Consider the following 12,812-nt stretch of genomic DNA (forward strand, 5'->3'; position numbering starts at 1 on the left):
TTGATGAAACGCCTGATCGCCTGGATCTCCGACCTTCGCCTGGCCATCGGGCTGTTGATCCTGATCGCCATCGCCAGTGGACTGGGCACGCTGGTGCCGCAGCAGGAAAACGCTGAGCTCTATCACCGCGTCTACGACGCCCAGCCCTGGCTGGGGTTGCTCAACGGCGATGCAATCCTGCGCCTGCAGCTCGATCACGTGTATTCGAGCAACTGGTTTCTGGGCCTGCTGGCCTGGCTGGGGCTCTCACTGATCCTCTGCAGCTGGCGGCGCCAATGGCCGGCCCTGCAAGCCGCCCTGCGCTGGATCGACTACAGCAGCCCGCGCCAGCTCAGCAAGCTCACCCTCGCAGAAACCCTGAGCAGCCCGCAGGCCGACACGCAACTGGGGCAGCTGCAGGCGTTGCTGCTGCAGCGCGGCTGGCAAGTGCAGCCCCATCCCCATCGCCTGGCGGCACGCCGGGGCGTGAGCGGCAGGGTGGGCCCCTTGTTGGTGCATGCCGGCCTGGTGGTGCTGATGGTGGGGGCCGCCTGGGGCGCCCTGGCCGGCCAACGGTTGGAGCGCTATCTGGCCCCCGGCAATGAACTGGAACTGCTGAACCGCCGCGGCGAAACCCAACTCACCGTGGCCCTTGAGGGCTTCGGCATCGAACGCGATCCGGCCGGCCGGCCGGAACAATTCCGCTCCCAACTGCGCTTGCAGCCGGGCGATCCCGCCGCCAGCGCGCCGCTCCCGGCCACCAACCGGGAGATCAGCGTGAACCACCCCCTGCGCTTCCAGGGGATGACGGTGTATCAAGCCGACTGGGCCCTGGCGGCGATCCAGGTGCAACTGGGCAAGAGCCCGATTCTGGAGCTGCCGCTGCAGAGCTTCCCGCAACTGGGCGATCAGGTTTGGGGCATCGTGCTGCCCACCCGGCCCGATGGCAGCAACCCGGTGCTGCTGGCCCTCTCCAGCGAACAGGGCCCGGTCACGGTGTATTCCGCCGATGCCGAAGTGCTGGGCACCCTGGTGCCGGGCGGCGGCCCCGCCGAGATCGCGGGGATCCCGCTGCGCATCGCCAGCGTGGTGCCGGCCAGCGGCCTGTTGCTCAAGCGCGATCCAGGCGTGCCACTGGTGTACGCCGGCTTCGCCATTGCGCTGGCGGGCGGGGCCTTGAGCCTGATCGCCACCCGCCAGCTGTGGGCCATCGCCGAACCCGAGCAGCAAAAGCTGCATGTGGCGGGTCTATGCAACCGCAACCTGGCGGCCTTCTCGCGGGAACTCCCAGCGCTGCTAACCGAACTTCAGCAGGCCTGACGGGTGCCGTGGCTGGCACGGATCACCGTGTGCACATTGCCGCGGGGGTTGAAGTCGGCCTCAAGCTGCATCCACACCGGTTCGCAGGCCGCCACGAAGTCATCGAGGATGCGGTTGGTGACCTCCTCGTGGGAGATCGAGCGGTCGCGGTAGCTGTTCACGTACAGCTTGATCGCCTTGAGCTCCATCACCCGAGGGCCGGGCTGATACAGCAGACGCAGGGTGGCGAAATCCGGATAGCCCGAGAAGGGGCACTTACAGGTGAATTCCGGCAGGGTGATCGACACCTCGTAGGCCCGACCGGGGCGCGGATTGTCGAAGCAGATCAGCTCCGCTTCGGCGATGGCCCGCTCGCCATAGAGAGGGGTGCGGGTCTGGTCGGCGCTCATCGGCAGAGATGGTTCAAGGCCGGATGCTAAGCAGCCGCCCCCGGGCCATCGCAGTGGTAGCAACCGCCACACCCATGCTTCGAAAGCTGCGGCTAATAAGCGCTTCGCGGGGCCCAGTCCCCCGCCTGTCCTCCCAGAATTCCTGAGAGACTGTCGTTGACAGTGCGTCCCCAGCCACTCCCGCAGCCATGAAAAAAGTTGAGGCCATCATTCGCCCGTTCAAGCTTGAAGATGTGAAGTTGGCCCTGGTGAATGCCGGCATCGTCGGCATGACCGTGAGCGAGGTTCGTGGCTTCGGTCGCCAGAAGGGCCAGGTGGAGCGCTACCGCGGTTCCGAGTTCACCGTGGAATTCCTGCAGAAGCTGAAGCTCGAGATCGTGGTGGACGACGCCCAAGTCGACACCGTGGTGGGAGCCATCCAGGAAGCCGCCCGCACCGGCGAGATCGGCGACGGCAAGATCTTCATCAGCCCCGTGGACTCCGTCATCCGGATCCGCACTGGCGATCGCGACAGCAGCGCCATCTGATCGGCGCCTCAAGCCCACCAGGCCCCTTCACACCCCCAGGGTTTGCCCCACCAGCCGCCGGATTGCCTCCCCATCGGGGGAGGCGCCGGCGGCTTTTTGCTGCATTGATGCCTCAATCGGATCCGCCGCTGCAGGCCAGGCGCCGCTGCGCAACCAAAGCAGATATTCGTGATTGCCCGCGGGCCCGGTGATCGGTGAAGCCGTGAGCCCGCAGGCACTCCAGCCCTCCAGCGCCGCGGCTGCGATCACGCCTTCAATCGCATCCACGTGGGCCGCCGGATCACGCACCACCCCGCCCTTGCCCACGCGCTCTTTCCCCACTTCAAACTGCGGTTTCACCAGCAGCAGCGCTTCCCGCCGTTCCGGCCGCAGCAGCCGGCCGATGGCCGGCAACACCAAGGCCAAGCGGATGAACGACACATCCGCCACCGCCAAATCCGGCCAAGGGTCAGCCTCGGCATAGAGGTCGGCCGGCTCGAGGTGGCGCAGGTTGGTGCGCTCCTTCAGCACCAAACGCGGATCGGTGCGCAGGCTCCAGGCCGTCTGGCCATAGCCCACATCCACCCCATACACCCGGCTGGCACCGTGCTGCAGCAGGCAATCGGTGAAGCCCCCGGTGGAGATGCCGCCATCAAGGCAGACCCGCTCGCTGAGCTCGATCGGGAACACCTCCAGCGCCCCCAGCAACTTCTCTCCTCCACGCGACACGAACCGCGGCGGCTGCTCCACCTGCAGGGGCAGATCCGGGAGCACATCCAATCCAGGCTTATCGAGCACCCGATCGCCGCTGCGCACCTTGCCCGCCCGGATCAGCTGCTGCGCCTGCTGGCGGCTGGTGGCCAGACCCAGCTCCACCAACTGCAGATCCAGGCGTTGCTTGCGGCCCATCAACAGCAGCGTGCTGGTGTGCTGTCACAAAAGCACAGGGGAAACCGAACAAAAACGGGGGCTGCAGCGGCAAAACGGGGAACACTCCGGAGGATGTCCCTCAGCACAGGGGATCCCCCATGCCGCGCCAGCAATCCAACGTGGTCGAACTGCTCCAACCGGGCAGCTTCGTGAAACTGCGCAACCAGCCCGACGACCTTCCCCCCTTCCAGCTGATCCAGTGCCGCGGCGGCCGCTGCTGGGTGCGCCAGCAGGCCTGGGGCCAGCTCGTGCAGTGGGAAGTGGAACACCGCAAGCTCACAGCTGTGGCCTGAGGCTTCCCGCTGCGCCGATCAGGGGCCGATCCCAGCGCCCCATACATTGGTCTTGATGTGAGCCCGCGGCGGCCTTGATCGAGCGTTACACCCTGCCCGAGATGGGCGCCATCTGGAGCGAGGAAGCGAAGTTCCAGAGCTGGCTGGATGTGGAAATCGCGGCTACTGAAGCCAACTGCGAGCTGGGCCGCGTTCCTGCCGAAGCGGTGGCCACGATCAAAGAAAAGGCCGCCTTCAGCGTGGAGCGCATCCTCGAAATCGAGGCCGAAGTGCGTCACGACGTGATCGCCTTCCTCACCAACGTGAACGAGCACGTGGGCGATGCGGGCCGCTACATCCACGTGGGCATGACCAGCTCCGATGTGCTGGACACGGGTGTCGCCCTGCAGATGAAGGCTTCGGTGAAGCTGCTGCGCACCGAGCTCGACAAGCTGGCCGAGGCGCTGCGGGTGTTAGCCCGAGAGCACAAGGGCACCGTGATGATCGGCCGCTCCCACGCCATCCACGGCGAACCGATCACCTTCGGTTTCAAGGTGGCCGGCTGGCTGGCGGAAGTGGTGCGCAACCAGGAGCGTCTCGAGCGCCTGGAAACGGCCGTGAGCGTGGGGCAGATCTCGGGGGCCATGGGCACCTATGCCAACACCGATCCCCGGGTGGAGGAGATCGCCTGCGCCAAGCTCGGCCTGGTGCCCGACACCGCCAGCACCCAGGTGATCTCCCGCGATCGCCACGCGGAATACATCCAAACGCTGGCCCTGGTGGGTGCGGCGCTGGAGCGCTTCTCCACCGAGATCCGCAACATGCAGCGCACCGATGTGCTCGAGGTGGAGGAGAACTTCGCCAAGGGCCAGAAGGGCAGCTCGGCCATGCCCCACAAGCGCAACCCGATCCGCAGCGAACGCATCAGCGGCCTGGCCCGCGTGCTGCGCAGCTATGTGGTGGCGGCGCTAGAAAACTGCGCCCTCTGGCATGAGCGCGACATCAGCCACAGCTCCGTGGAGCGGATGATGCTGCCCGACTGCTCCGTCACCCTGCACTTCATGCTGCGGGAGATGACCTCGGTGGTGCAGGGCCTGGGGGTCTACCCCGACAACATGGCCCGCAACATGAACGTCTACGGCGGCGTGGTGTTCAGCCAGCGGGTGCTGCTGGCCCTGGTGGAAGCGGGCATCAGCCGCGAAGACGCCTACCGGATCGTGCAGCGCAACGCCCACACCGCCTGGAACACCGCCGGTGGCGACTTCCGCGCCAATCTCGAGGCCGACGCCGACGTGACCTCACGCCTCAGCGCCGAGCAACTGGCCGACTGCTTCTCCACTGATCTGCACCAGGCCAACCTGGGCGTGATCTGGGAGCGCCTGAGCATCTGAGCCGACAGGCTTACTTGTGATACGGCCCGCCCTGCTGAATCGTGAGGGCGCGGTAAAGCTGCTCGAGCAGCAGCAGCCGCGCCAGCTCATGGGGGAAGGTCATCGGAGAGAGGCTGAGCTTCCAACGGGCCTTGGCCTTCAGGGCGGGATCGATGCCTTCGGCACCGCCGATCACGAGCGCTAGGCGCTCTGAGCCGGAACCCTCCAGGCGTTGGGCAAAGGCAGGCGAATCGAAGGTCTGCCCCTCTTCCGCCAGCACCACTAGCTGCTCATCAGGCCGCAAGGCCTCCAGGATCGCCGCGGCCTCCCGTTCTTTGCCGGCATCGCGCAGCTCCACCACCTGCAGGCCTGGCAGCCGCTTGAGGTAGGTGGCGATCCCCTCCAGCACCCAGCCCTTGCGCACCTTGCCCACCGCCAGGATGCGAATGCGGGAGGGATTGATCACAGCAGCAGCGCCCCTACTGGCACGCTAAGCACAGCCTTCTTTGCCGCATGATCCAGCCGCTGGCTCTGTTCTGGACGCCCTACGCCGACTGGATCTACACGGCCGTGAGCACCGCCGGCCTGCTCTTGATGGTGTGGCTGGTGCTGCGCCCCCGTTAGGCCGCCCGCTCCGTCGCCGGATTAGGGCCTGAGCCGCCCGCCAGCAGATCGATCGGCTCACACACCGGGAAGCGATTGATCGCCTTGAGGGCGGCGCGGGCGTTGCTGCGCAGCTGCTCGCTGATCGCCTCGCAGTAGGGCACCTGGGCGAGCAGATCCACGGTGCGGCGCATGATCCGCACCACATCGCCTTCATCGAGGGAGGTGTTGGCGATCAGATCGTTCCAGCTCACCCCCTTGGCCCAGGCCTGCACCAGGCCCATCAGCTCCGGCTCAAACCAGAGCGGCATCACCACCGAGGCGCGCTCCTGCTGACGCTGCAACTCGCGGCGGATGCCGCGCAGATCATGCAGGGCCTCCTCAGCGGCAGGCGGCGGCGGGAACCCACTCCACAGATCCGGCCGGTTCACCTCTGTGGAGATCGCTTCAAACACCGCCGCCAAATCAGCCGGCTCCAGCTCATCCAGGTGGCCGCTCATCAGCGAAAGCCCCAGCCAAAGCTCGTTGTCACCCCGCAGTGCCGCCACGGTGCGGCCGATCTCCGTGGGTTCGAGCCCCTCCTCGCCGGCCAGGCAGCCGAAGTGGCGCAGGATCTCGATCAGTGCCAGGAAGGTTTCCCAATGGCGGTTGGCGCGGAAGTGCAGAATCCGCTGCCGCTCTTCGATTTCCGCCTCCAGCTCCTCGATACGGAAGCGCTGCTTGCGCAGCTTCTTGCGATCGCCCGCCCGATGAGCTGGATGGAGCTCGAGCGCCAACTCCAGCTCCCGCACCAGGTGGGCCTGAGCCTGCACTTCTCCCGCCAGGTCATACTGAGGGGTGGTCATGTCGTGGCGGCGGGCCATGTGGGCCACAGCCAGGGCCAGACCACCGCTGGCCTGATCGCCGTGGCGCAGTTCACCGGCGCGATGCAGCTCCGGCGGCTCGATCTCTTTCACCTGCAGGCAGCTCAGCTCGGCATGCAGGCTCACCACCGCGGTGCAGGGCACGAGCAGCCACACGTTCTCATCGGTGAGGCAGCAGAGCAGCGGGAACTGACCGGGGCCATCCACCTTCTCGACAATCACGGCCGGCGTCACCCGGCCGCGCAGCACCGGCGCCTTCAGGCTCACCAGAGCACCCTCGCTGGCAAAACGCAGCGCCAGGGTGAGCTCATGGGCCAGGGTTTCCTCGGCTTGTTGCTGCAGGATCCGCAGCAGGCGCCGCTCTTCGCGCAGGCGGCCGCGCTGCTTTTCGTAGTCCTCGAAATCGTCCCAAGCCACCTCCACCGCCTGATCGCTCAGGTGGCTGAGTTGCTCGCGCAGCTCGGCGATGCGGGCCTCATCTTCGGTGAGATCCAAGGTGGCCAGGTAGCGGCCGAAGCTCCGCTCCACCAGCTCGCGGGCCTTATTGAGGTCGTAGCGCTGCAGCAGGTTGAGCACCATCCCGTAGCTGGGGGTGAATTGGCTCACCAACGGATCGGCAGGCGCGGTGGCCAGCTGGCCGGCCTCGCGCACCCCCTCGAAGCGGCTCTGCACCGTGACCACATAACCCTGGTTATCCAGGCCGCGGCGGCCGGCCCGACCGGCCATCTGCAGAAATTCACTGCCCATCAGGGGCCGGTGTCCCCGCTCGGTGCGCTTCGACAGTGCTGAGATCACCGTGCTGCGGGCGGGCATGTTGATGCCGGCCGCCAGGGTTTCGGTGGCAAACACCACCTTCACCAGCCCCTGCTGGAACAGCTCCTCAATCAGCTCCTTCCAGGCCGGCAGCACGCCAGCGTGGTGGGCCGCAATGCCCCGCAGCAGGGCGTCGTCGTGGCCGCCATCGCGCACGGCCTCGGGGGTGGCCTCCACAAACGCCTCCAGCCGCGCCCGGATCCGGGCTTGCTCCTCAGGCGACACCAGGCACACCTTGCCCAGATCGCGCACCGCCTTGTCGCAGCCGCGGCGGCTGAAGATGAAATAGATGGCCGGCAACATCTCCCGCTCGGCCATCTGAGCCACCACAAACCCCAGGGGCGGCGCCTCCGGCTGGGGGGGCTTGGGGGTTTTCGGGCCTTTGCGCTTATTGCCTTTTGGCGCGCGCCACACCTTGCAGTTGGGATGCAGGCCGGTGCCTTCGTCGTTCAGCAGCGGATGCAGACCCTTCGCGCTGCAGAAGCTGAACTGCAGCGGCACCGGCCGGTAATCGCTCATCACCAGCGTGGTGGGGCCGTGCACCCGCTCAATCCAATCGGTGAGCTGTCCGGCATTGGCCACCGTGGCCGAGAGGGCCACCAACTGCACCACGGGCGGACAGTGAATGATCGATTCCTCCCAGACGGTGCCGCGCTGGGAATCGTTCATGTAGTGGCACTCATCGAGCACCACGGCTTCCACGTCTTCGAGGGGGTCGTCGCCCTGATCGGCTTCCGCATAGAGCATGTTGCGGAAGATCTCGGTGGTCATCACCACGATCGAGGCCTCACGGTTCACCGTGAGATCGCCCGTCATCAAGCCCACCCGCTCGGCGCCGAACTGCTCGCGGAAATCGCGCAGTTTCTGGTTGGAGAGAGCCTTGAGCGGCGTTGTGTAAAACACCTTGCGCCCATGGGCCAGGGCGCGGTGGATGGCGTATTCACCCACCAACGTTTTGCCGGAGCCGGTGGGGGCACTCACCACCACCGAATGCCCCTGATTCAGCGCATCGATGGCTTCCATCTGGAAGCCATCGAGCGGGAAGGGGAAGAGCTCGCCCAGCGGCGGCACCACACCGGATGCGGCGCCGGAAGTCGACGCGGCGTCGGAGGCCTGGGTGCTGCTTGCCATTAGCAGATCCTATGGGCACCCGCTCAGCGGGCAGACTGAACGCACACCACAGCGCAGCAGCGGGCTTGGTCCAGGCGCACGCCACTGGCTCAGAGCTTTCCTGGCGGGCGCCCCTGGAGGCAGCCCTCGAGCAGCTGCCCGCCGACCGGCGCCGCCAACCGCGCAGCTGGCAGCCCGCCGGAACCGCTGGCCTGCAGTGCACAGCCCCTGGGAGCGGGCCGCTGCTGGATCTGGCCAGCAACGATTACCTCGGGCTGGCATCACACCCCGCCCTGCTGGAGGCCGCCGGCCAGGCACTGCAACACGAAGGCGTGGGCGCAGGCGCCTCAAGGCTGGTGAGCGGCGGCCGCGGCGTGCATGAACGTTTGGAGGAGGCCCTGGCGAACTGGTTGGGGCGCGACCAGGTGCTGCTGTTTCCCAGCGGCTTTCAGGCCAACCTGGCGGCGGTGCAGGCCCTGGCCGATCGCCACACCCTGGTGCTGGCCGATCGGCTCATCCATCACTCGCTGCTGGTGGGAATCCGCGCCAGTGGCGCGCGGCTGCAGCGCTTTGCCCATAACCAGCTCTCCGATCTGGAGCGCCGCCTGCAGCGGGCGCGGGCGGAACAGCCCCAGCGGCGCCTGCTGGTGATCAGTGAAAGCCTCTTCTCGATGGAGGGCACCTCGCCGGAGCTGGTGGAGCTCAGTGCACTGTGCGAGCGCTATGGCGCCGCCCTGCTCCTCGATGAAGCGCACGCCCTCGGGGTACTGGGCCCTCGTGGCAGCGGCCTGGGCCATGGGCTGAACAGCATCAGCCTGATCAGCGGCACCTTCGGCAAGGCCTTCGGCAGCGGCGGTGCCTTTCTGGCGGGCGATGCGTTGGTGGGGGAGTGGCTGCTGCAGCACTCCGGGCCCTACCGCTACACAACAGCCCTGGCACCGCCCCTGGCGGCGGCAGCACTGGCAGCCCTCACGCAGATCCAGCAGCACCCTGAGCGGGCCAGCCAATTGCTGGAGCGCGCTGGGCGCTGGCGCGATCGCCTCGAGGCTGCCGGCTGGCCCAGGCCTCCTGGCTGCGGCCCGATCCTTCCGCTTCTGGTGGGCGACAACAGCCGCGCCCTTGCCCTGCAACAGCAACTCGAGCAGGCGGGACTGCTCAGCGTGGCGATCCGCCCGCCCACGGTGCCGGCGGGCAAGGCGCGGCTGCGGCTAGTGCTGCGGCATGACCTGCCCGCCGGAAGCCTGGAGCTGCTGCTCAGGGCCCTGGGAACGCCATGAGCACGCCAACCCCCACCACCCAGCTGATCGCCGCCCACGGCTGGGCGGGCGACAGCCGCGCCTGGCAGCCCTGGGCTGAGCTCGCAGCCGAGCGCGGCTGGGCCTTCAGTGCCGCTGGGCGGGGCTACGGCGAGCTCCCTCCCCATGAACCCAGCTGGCAGCTGGAGGCCCAGCAACGGGTGGTGATCGGCCATTCGCTGGGGCCCCATCTGCTGCCGCCCGAGCTGTGGGAGCATGCCACCTGCGCCGTGTGGCTGGCGAGCTTCGCGGCCTTTGTGCCCGAGGGGCGGGCGGGACGCAGCACGCGGGCTGCCCTGCAGGCCATGGGCCAGCGCATCGCCGCCGGCGACTCCACCGCGCTCCTGCGCGACTTCTTCCGGGAAGCGGCCGCACCCCACCCCCCCTCGGCCCTGCCGATGGGCCCCTTGGAACAGGGGATCAACCCGCTCGGCCAACAACGGCTGCTGGAGGATCTGCACGTGCTGCAGCAAACCGCTGGTCTGCCGATGGGATACCCCGCTGCAGCAAGGGTGTTGATCGTGGAAGCCGCGGACGATCGCATCGTGCACCCCAGCAGCCGCGCCGCCCTGCGGGCGCTGTTGCCCCAAGCGCAGGTGTGGAGCCTGGAGCCTGCCGGCCATTGTCTCCTGGATCCAGATCTCCCGAAGCGGGTGCTGGAGTGGATTGCCGATGGGCAGCCCTGAGAGCCGCTTCAGCGCTCAGGTGGAGCGCTGCTTCAGCCGTGGCGCCAGCGCTTATCCGCGCAGCGCCACCCTGCAGGCCGCCGTGGCCATGCGACTAGCCCGGCTGGCCCGGCCCCTGGACACAGCACTGCCATCGGGCCCCCGAGCCGATCTGGGCGCCGGCAGTGGCCTGTTGAGCCGCGCCCTCGAAACCCAGCTCACCGACGCGCCCCTGCTGCGGCTCGATGCCTGCGCGGCGCTGCTGGAACAGGAGCAGCCGCCGCAGCGAGCCCTGCAGCGTCTGTGGGATCTGAACCAGGGGTTGCCGCAGGAGCTGGAGGGGGCCGCGCTGCTGGCCTCGAGCTTTGCGCTGCAATGGCTGGAGCAGCCCGCACTGCAGCTGAGCGGCTGGTGCAAGGCACTCCGCCCAGGTGGAGCCCTCGTGCTGGCGGTGCCCTGCAGCGGCAGTTTTCAGATCTGGCATCACACCGCCGAGCGGGCAGGGGTGCCCTGCAGCGCCCTTCCCCTACCGGATCCAACAACGCTGCTCGAGACCGCAGCCGCCCCCCTCGCTCTGCATCACTACCAGCTGCTGCGCTTCAGCCGGCCCAACCGCGGTGCCCGGGCGTTCCTGCATCAGATCAAAACCATCGGCGCCCAGGCAAGCCCGGCCGCAAGGCTGCAACCGGGCCAACTGCGCCAACTGATCCGCCACTGGCCGGGGCCCGAGCACGCCATCGTGTGGCACGTGCTGGTGCTGGTGGGCCAAAAGCGATGAGCAACCGCCTGGTGGTGTGCGGCACCGACACGGAGGTGGGCAAAACCGTGGTGAGCGCCCTGCTGGTGCAGGGCCTGGGGGCCCACTACTGGAAGCCGGTGCAATGCGGCCTGGAAGACGGCGAAGGCGATCGCGACCGGGTGCAGCGCTGGCTGGCACTCCCAGATGCACGGATCATTCCGGAGGCCTACCGGCTCCAGGCCCCCGTCTCCCCCCACTGGGCCACGGAGCTGGAGAGCGGCGATCCCGCACAGCCAGGCCCACCGCTCGATCCGCAGCGCCTGGAGCTGCCCAACCAGGCGGGCCCACTGGTGGTGGAAACCGCTGGCGGCCTGTTGGTGCCGTTGCGCCTGGATTGGTTGCAGATCGATCAACTTCAGCGCTGGCAACTGCCCGTGCTGCTGGTGGCCCGCAGCGGCCTGGGCACCCTCAACCACACGCTTCTCTCACTCGAAGCGCTGCGACATCGCCAGATTCCAGTGCTGGGTGTGCTGCTGAATGGCCCAGCCCACCCCAACAATCTGAACACCCTGGCCCAGCTCGGCGGTGTGCCCATGCTCGGCTGCCTGCCGCCGCTGGCCGCTGTCAACGCCGCCACCCTGGCCCAGCAATGGCAGGAGCTGGAGCTCTCCCATAAGCTCCAGGCATGACACACCACGCTGCATGAAAGGCTCCCACGTTGCGATCAGTGCCGCCGTTGCAGCCCTCTGCGCTGGGATCCTGGTGCTGTTCACCGACATTGAAGTGTCGATGGTGCGCTGGTTCAGCTGTGGCCCCTTCTCCACCCAGGGCGAAGAGCAAAGCGAAGTGTGCAAGCGCAAGCTCTGATCCCTGGATCAGTGGATGCGGCGGGCCTTGATCGGACAGTGACCGCTGATCACCGCCACATTGTTTTCAGCCATCGCCAGGGGCCATCCCTGCCGCAGCTGATCGTGAATCTGCTCGATCTGTAGGGAGTTCCAACCGCGAGCTTCCAGCTGCACGCGCACGCTCTGCCACTGCCCTTCGGCAAACACCTCCGTGGGGCTCCAGGCGCGCCCAGCTTTGGGCGCCGCCAACTGCTCCGGCTGCAGGAAGCGGTTGGAGACCTGCGGCTGTCGGGTGGAGGTGCTGTCCATGGGGCGCCTCAGTCGTGCACCCATGCTGGCGGCGATTGCCGGCGTTGTCAGGGGCCGGCCAGGATGGCGGCTTCCACATCAGCGCGGCTGAAGCCGTAGGGGAAGTGACGCTCCACCGGCGTGTCGCCCGACTGCCAGCGGATGCTCAGCTCCTCCACCTCCAGCTCGATCTGAGCGCTCCAGCCGCCCAGCTGCAGATCCCAGACACAGGAATGGGGTCCGTGTTGCACAGCACCCAAATCCCGCAGCCACTGCTCAAGCGCCGGCAGCGGATGGTTGTACAGCGGCGCCTGGGGGGGCGGCAGAGACGACATCCGGAGCGGTGGAGGGCAAGGTCTGAGCAGTCTGCTCGCTGCCGGGCCACCAGCTTGGCTCCCGCAACAACTCGGTGCCACGGGCCCAGGCCAGCCCCACCCCAAGCACCAGGCTGAACACCACGGCCACCCCCAGCAGCAGCAACGCAAACCACTCCCCGCCAGAGAGGGCTCGCCGCACCGGGACTGGCTTCACCACCGGCACCCGCAGAGGCTGAAGCGGCTGAGCCACAGGCCGCAGGCTCACGTCATACACCCGGCGCCGCTCCGGGTCACTCAGGGTGAGGTAAGCCTGCTGCAAGTGGCGGAAGGCTTCTTCCGCCTGCTCCGCCGGCAAGTCGGTGGTGTCCGGGTGGTAGCGCTTGCTGAGCCGGCGGAAGGCCTGGCGCAGCTCCTGCTGCGACGCATCGGGGGCAATCTGCAGCAGCTCGTAGTGATTGGCAGCTGCCACCAGCGGGGCACCGGGTGTGGGGGATCCTAGAGATCA

The 12,812-nt window shown here is 67.6% G+C and carries 16 protein-coding genes; 9 read left to right on the forward strand and 7 right to left on the reverse strand.

The features are described 5' to 3' along the window. The first annotated feature begins 3 nt into the window (after positions 1-3). The gene (locus CB0101_RS06920; RefSeq protein ID WP_010310961.1) at positions 4-1,299 is read left to right on the forward strand and encodes a cytochrome c biogenesis protein ResB; all 1,296 of its coding nucleotides are present in this window, start codon (positions 4-6) and stop codon (positions 1,297-1,299) included. On the opposite strand, the gene queF is transcribed toward CB0101_RS06920, so the two are convergent. After that, entirely contained in the window at positions 1,287-1,688 is a 402-nt protein-coding gene (queF, locus tag CB0101_RS06925) for a preQ(1) synthase (protein ID WP_010310964.1), read from the reverse strand. The genes CB0101_RS06920 and queF overlap by 13 nt on opposite strands. Before the next feature lie 188 nt (positions 1,689-1,876). Here queF and CB0101_RS06930 point away from each other — a divergent pair, with 188 nt between their 5' ends. Further along, entirely contained in the window at positions 1,877-2,215 is a 339-nt protein-coding gene (locus CB0101_RS06930; RefSeq protein ID WP_010310966.1) for a P-II family nitrogen regulator, read from the forward strand. A gap of 27 nt (positions 2,216-2,242) precedes the next feature. Here CB0101_RS06930 and CB0101_RS06935 read toward each other — a convergent pair whose 3' ends face one another. Continuing rightward, entirely contained in the window at positions 2,243-3,103 is an 861-nt protein-coding gene (locus CB0101_RS06935) for a TlyA family RNA methyltransferase (protein WP_010310969.1), read from the reverse strand. Between the two features lie 119 nt (positions 3,104-3,222). On the opposite strand from CB0101_RS06935, the gene CB0101_RS06940 reads away from it, so the two are divergent. Together CB0101_RS06940 and purB are read left to right on the forward strand one after the other, a co-directional pair. After that, on the forward strand, positions 3,223-3,417 hold the full coding sequence (locus tag CB0101_RS06940; protein ID WP_010310971.1) for a hypothetical protein: 195 nt from the start codon (positions 3,223-3,225) through the stop codon (positions 3,415-3,417). Positions 3,418-3,491: 74 nt separating this feature from the next. Then, complete coding sequence (gene purB / locus CB0101_RS06945; protein WP_010310974.1) at positions 3,492-4,787, forward strand: adenylosuccinate lyase; 1,296 nt, start codon at positions 3,492-3,494, stop codon at positions 4,785-4,787. Positions 4,788-4,797: 10 nt separating this feature from the next. Here purB and CB0101_RS06950 read toward each other — a convergent pair whose 3' ends face one another. After that, on the reverse strand, positions 4,798-5,229 hold the full coding sequence (locus CB0101_RS06950) for a 23S rRNA (pseudouridine(1915)-N(3))-methyltransferase RlmH (protein WP_029553098.1): 432 nt from the start codon (positions 5,227-5,229) through the stop codon (positions 4,798-4,800). A 157-nt stretch (positions 5,230-5,386) separates the two neighbouring features. Beyond that, a complete protein-coding gene (locus CB0101_RS06955; protein WP_371413623.1) occupies positions 5,387-8,176 on the reverse strand; it encodes a DEAD/DEAH box helicase in 2,790 nt (929 codons plus the stop codon). A gap of 11 nt (positions 8,177-8,187) precedes the next feature. Here CB0101_RS06955 and CB0101_RS06960 point away from each other — a divergent pair, with 11 nt between their 5' ends. Genes CB0101_RS06960 through CB0101_RS15365 form a run of 5 tightly spaced genes read left to right on the forward strand, consistent with a single transcriptional unit; the run spans position 8,188 to position 11,721 of the window. Next, positions 8,188-9,432, forward strand: coding sequence for an 8-amino-7-oxononanoate synthase (locus tag CB0101_RS06960; protein ID WP_010310992.1), 1,245 nt, complete (start codon positions 8,188-8,190; stop codon positions 9,430-9,432). After that, positions 9,429-10,136, forward strand: a complete 708-nt coding sequence (locus tag CB0101_RS06965; protein ID WP_010310995.1) for an alpha/beta fold hydrolase — start codon at positions 9,429-9,431, stop codon at positions 10,134-10,136. The genes CB0101_RS06960 and CB0101_RS06965 overlap by 4 nt, the downstream gene beginning before the upstream one ends. After that, positions 10,123-10,893, forward strand: coding sequence for a methyltransferase domain-containing protein (locus CB0101_RS06970; protein WP_010310996.1), 771 nt, complete (start codon positions 10,123-10,125; stop codon positions 10,891-10,893). Before CB0101_RS06965 ends, CB0101_RS06970 begins: the two co-directional genes overlap by 14 nt. Beyond that, positions 10,890-11,543 carry a dethiobiotin synthase gene (bioD, locus tag CB0101_RS06975; protein ID WP_010310998.1) on the forward strand — a complete coding sequence of 218 codons (654 nt, stop codon included), beginning with the start codon at positions 10,890-10,892 and terminating at the stop codon, positions 11,541-11,543. The genes CB0101_RS06970 and bioD overlap by 4 nt, the downstream gene beginning before the upstream one ends. Positions 11,544-11,556: 13 nt before the next feature. Then, on the forward strand, positions 11,557-11,721 hold the full coding sequence (locus tag CB0101_RS15365) for a hypothetical protein (RefSeq protein ID WP_010311001.1): 165 nt from the start codon (positions 11,557-11,559) through the stop codon (positions 11,719-11,721). 8 nt (positions 11,722-11,729) lie between these two features. Here the strand turns inward: CB0101_RS15365 and CB0101_RS06980 are convergent, their stop codons facing one another. From CB0101_RS06980 to CB0101_RS06990, 3 genes are read right to left on the reverse strand one after another with little or no spacing between them, the layout of a single operon-like run. Further along, entirely contained in the window at positions 11,730-12,011 is a 282-nt protein-coding gene (locus CB0101_RS06980) for a hypothetical protein (protein WP_010311004.1), read from the reverse strand. Positions 12,012-12,058: 47 nt separating this feature from the next. Continuing rightward, positions 12,059-12,325 carry a DUF3143 domain-containing protein gene (locus CB0101_RS06985; RefSeq protein WP_029553101.1) on the reverse strand — a complete coding sequence of 89 codons (267 nt, stop codon included), beginning with the start codon at positions 12,323-12,325 and terminating at the stop codon, positions 12,059-12,061. After that, positions 12,267-12,776, reverse strand: coding sequence for a J domain-containing protein (locus CB0101_RS06990; RefSeq protein ID WP_010311009.1), 510 nt, complete (start codon positions 12,774-12,776; stop codon positions 12,267-12,269). The genes CB0101_RS06985 and CB0101_RS06990 overlap by 59 nt, the downstream gene beginning before the upstream one ends. Between the last annotated feature and the right edge of the window lie 36 nt (positions 12,777-12,812).

Origin of the sequence: Synechococcus sp. CB0101 (assembly GCF_000179235.2) — a bacterium.
In the GTDB taxonomy this organism is placed as follows: domain Bacteria; phylum Cyanobacteriota; class Cyanobacteriia; order PCC-6307; family Cyanobiaceae; genus Vulcanococcus.

What these genes read in the sequence shown, in the direction of transcription:
- CB0101_RS06985 (WP_029553101.1), bottom strand. Translation starts at nt 12,325, where the DNA reads ATGTCGTCTCTGCCGCCCCCCCAGGCGCCGCTGTACAACCATCCGCTG.
- CB0101_RS06940 (WP_010310971.1), top strand. Translation starts at nt 3,223, where the DNA reads ATGCCGCGCCAGCAATCCAACGTGGTCGAACTGCTCCAACCGGGCAGC.
- CB0101_RS06955 (WP_371413623.1), bottom strand. Translation starts at nt 8,176, where the DNA reads ATGGCAAGCAGCACCCAGGCCTCCGACGCCGCGTCGACTTCCGGCGCC.
- CB0101_RS15365 (WP_010311001.1), top strand. Translation starts at nt 11,557, where the DNA reads ATGAAAGGCTCCCACGTTGCGATCAGTGCCGCCGTTGCAGCCCTCTGC.
- CB0101_RS06980 (WP_010311004.1), bottom strand. Translation starts at nt 12,011, where the DNA reads ATGGACAGCACCTCCACCCGACAGCCGCAGGTCTCCAACCGCTTCCTG.
- CB0101_RS06930 (WP_010310966.1), top strand. Translation starts at nt 1,877, where the DNA reads ATGAAAAAAGTTGAGGCCATCATTCGCCCGTTCAAGCTTGAAGATGTG.
- CB0101_RS06935 (WP_010310969.1), bottom strand. Translation starts at nt 3,103, where the DNA reads ATGGGCCGCAAGCAACGCCTGGATCTGCAGTTGGTGGAGCTGGGTCTG.
- bioD (WP_010310998.1), top strand. Translation starts at nt 10,890, where the DNA reads ATGAGCAACCGCCTGGTGGTGTGCGGCACCGACACGGAGGTGGGCAAA.
- CB0101_RS06970 (WP_010310996.1), top strand. Translation starts at nt 10,123, where the DNA reads ATGGGCAGCCCTGAGAGCCGCTTCAGCGCTCAGGTGGAGCGCTGCTTC.
- queF (WP_010310964.1), bottom strand. Translation starts at nt 1,688, where the DNA reads ATGAGCGCCGACCAGACCCGCACCCCTCTCTATGGCGAGCGGGCCATC.
- CB0101_RS06920 (WP_010310961.1), top strand. Translation starts at nt 4, where the DNA reads ATGAAACGCCTGATCGCCTGGATCTCCGACCTTCGCCTGGCCATCGGG.
- CB0101_RS06965 (WP_010310995.1), top strand. Translation starts at nt 9,429, where the DNA reads ATGAGCACGCCAACCCCCACCACCCAGCTGATCGCCGCCCACGGCTGG.
- CB0101_RS06960 (WP_010310992.1), top strand. Translation starts at nt 8,188, where the DNA reads ATGGGCACCCGCTCAGCGGGCAGACTGAACGCACACCACAGCGCAGCA.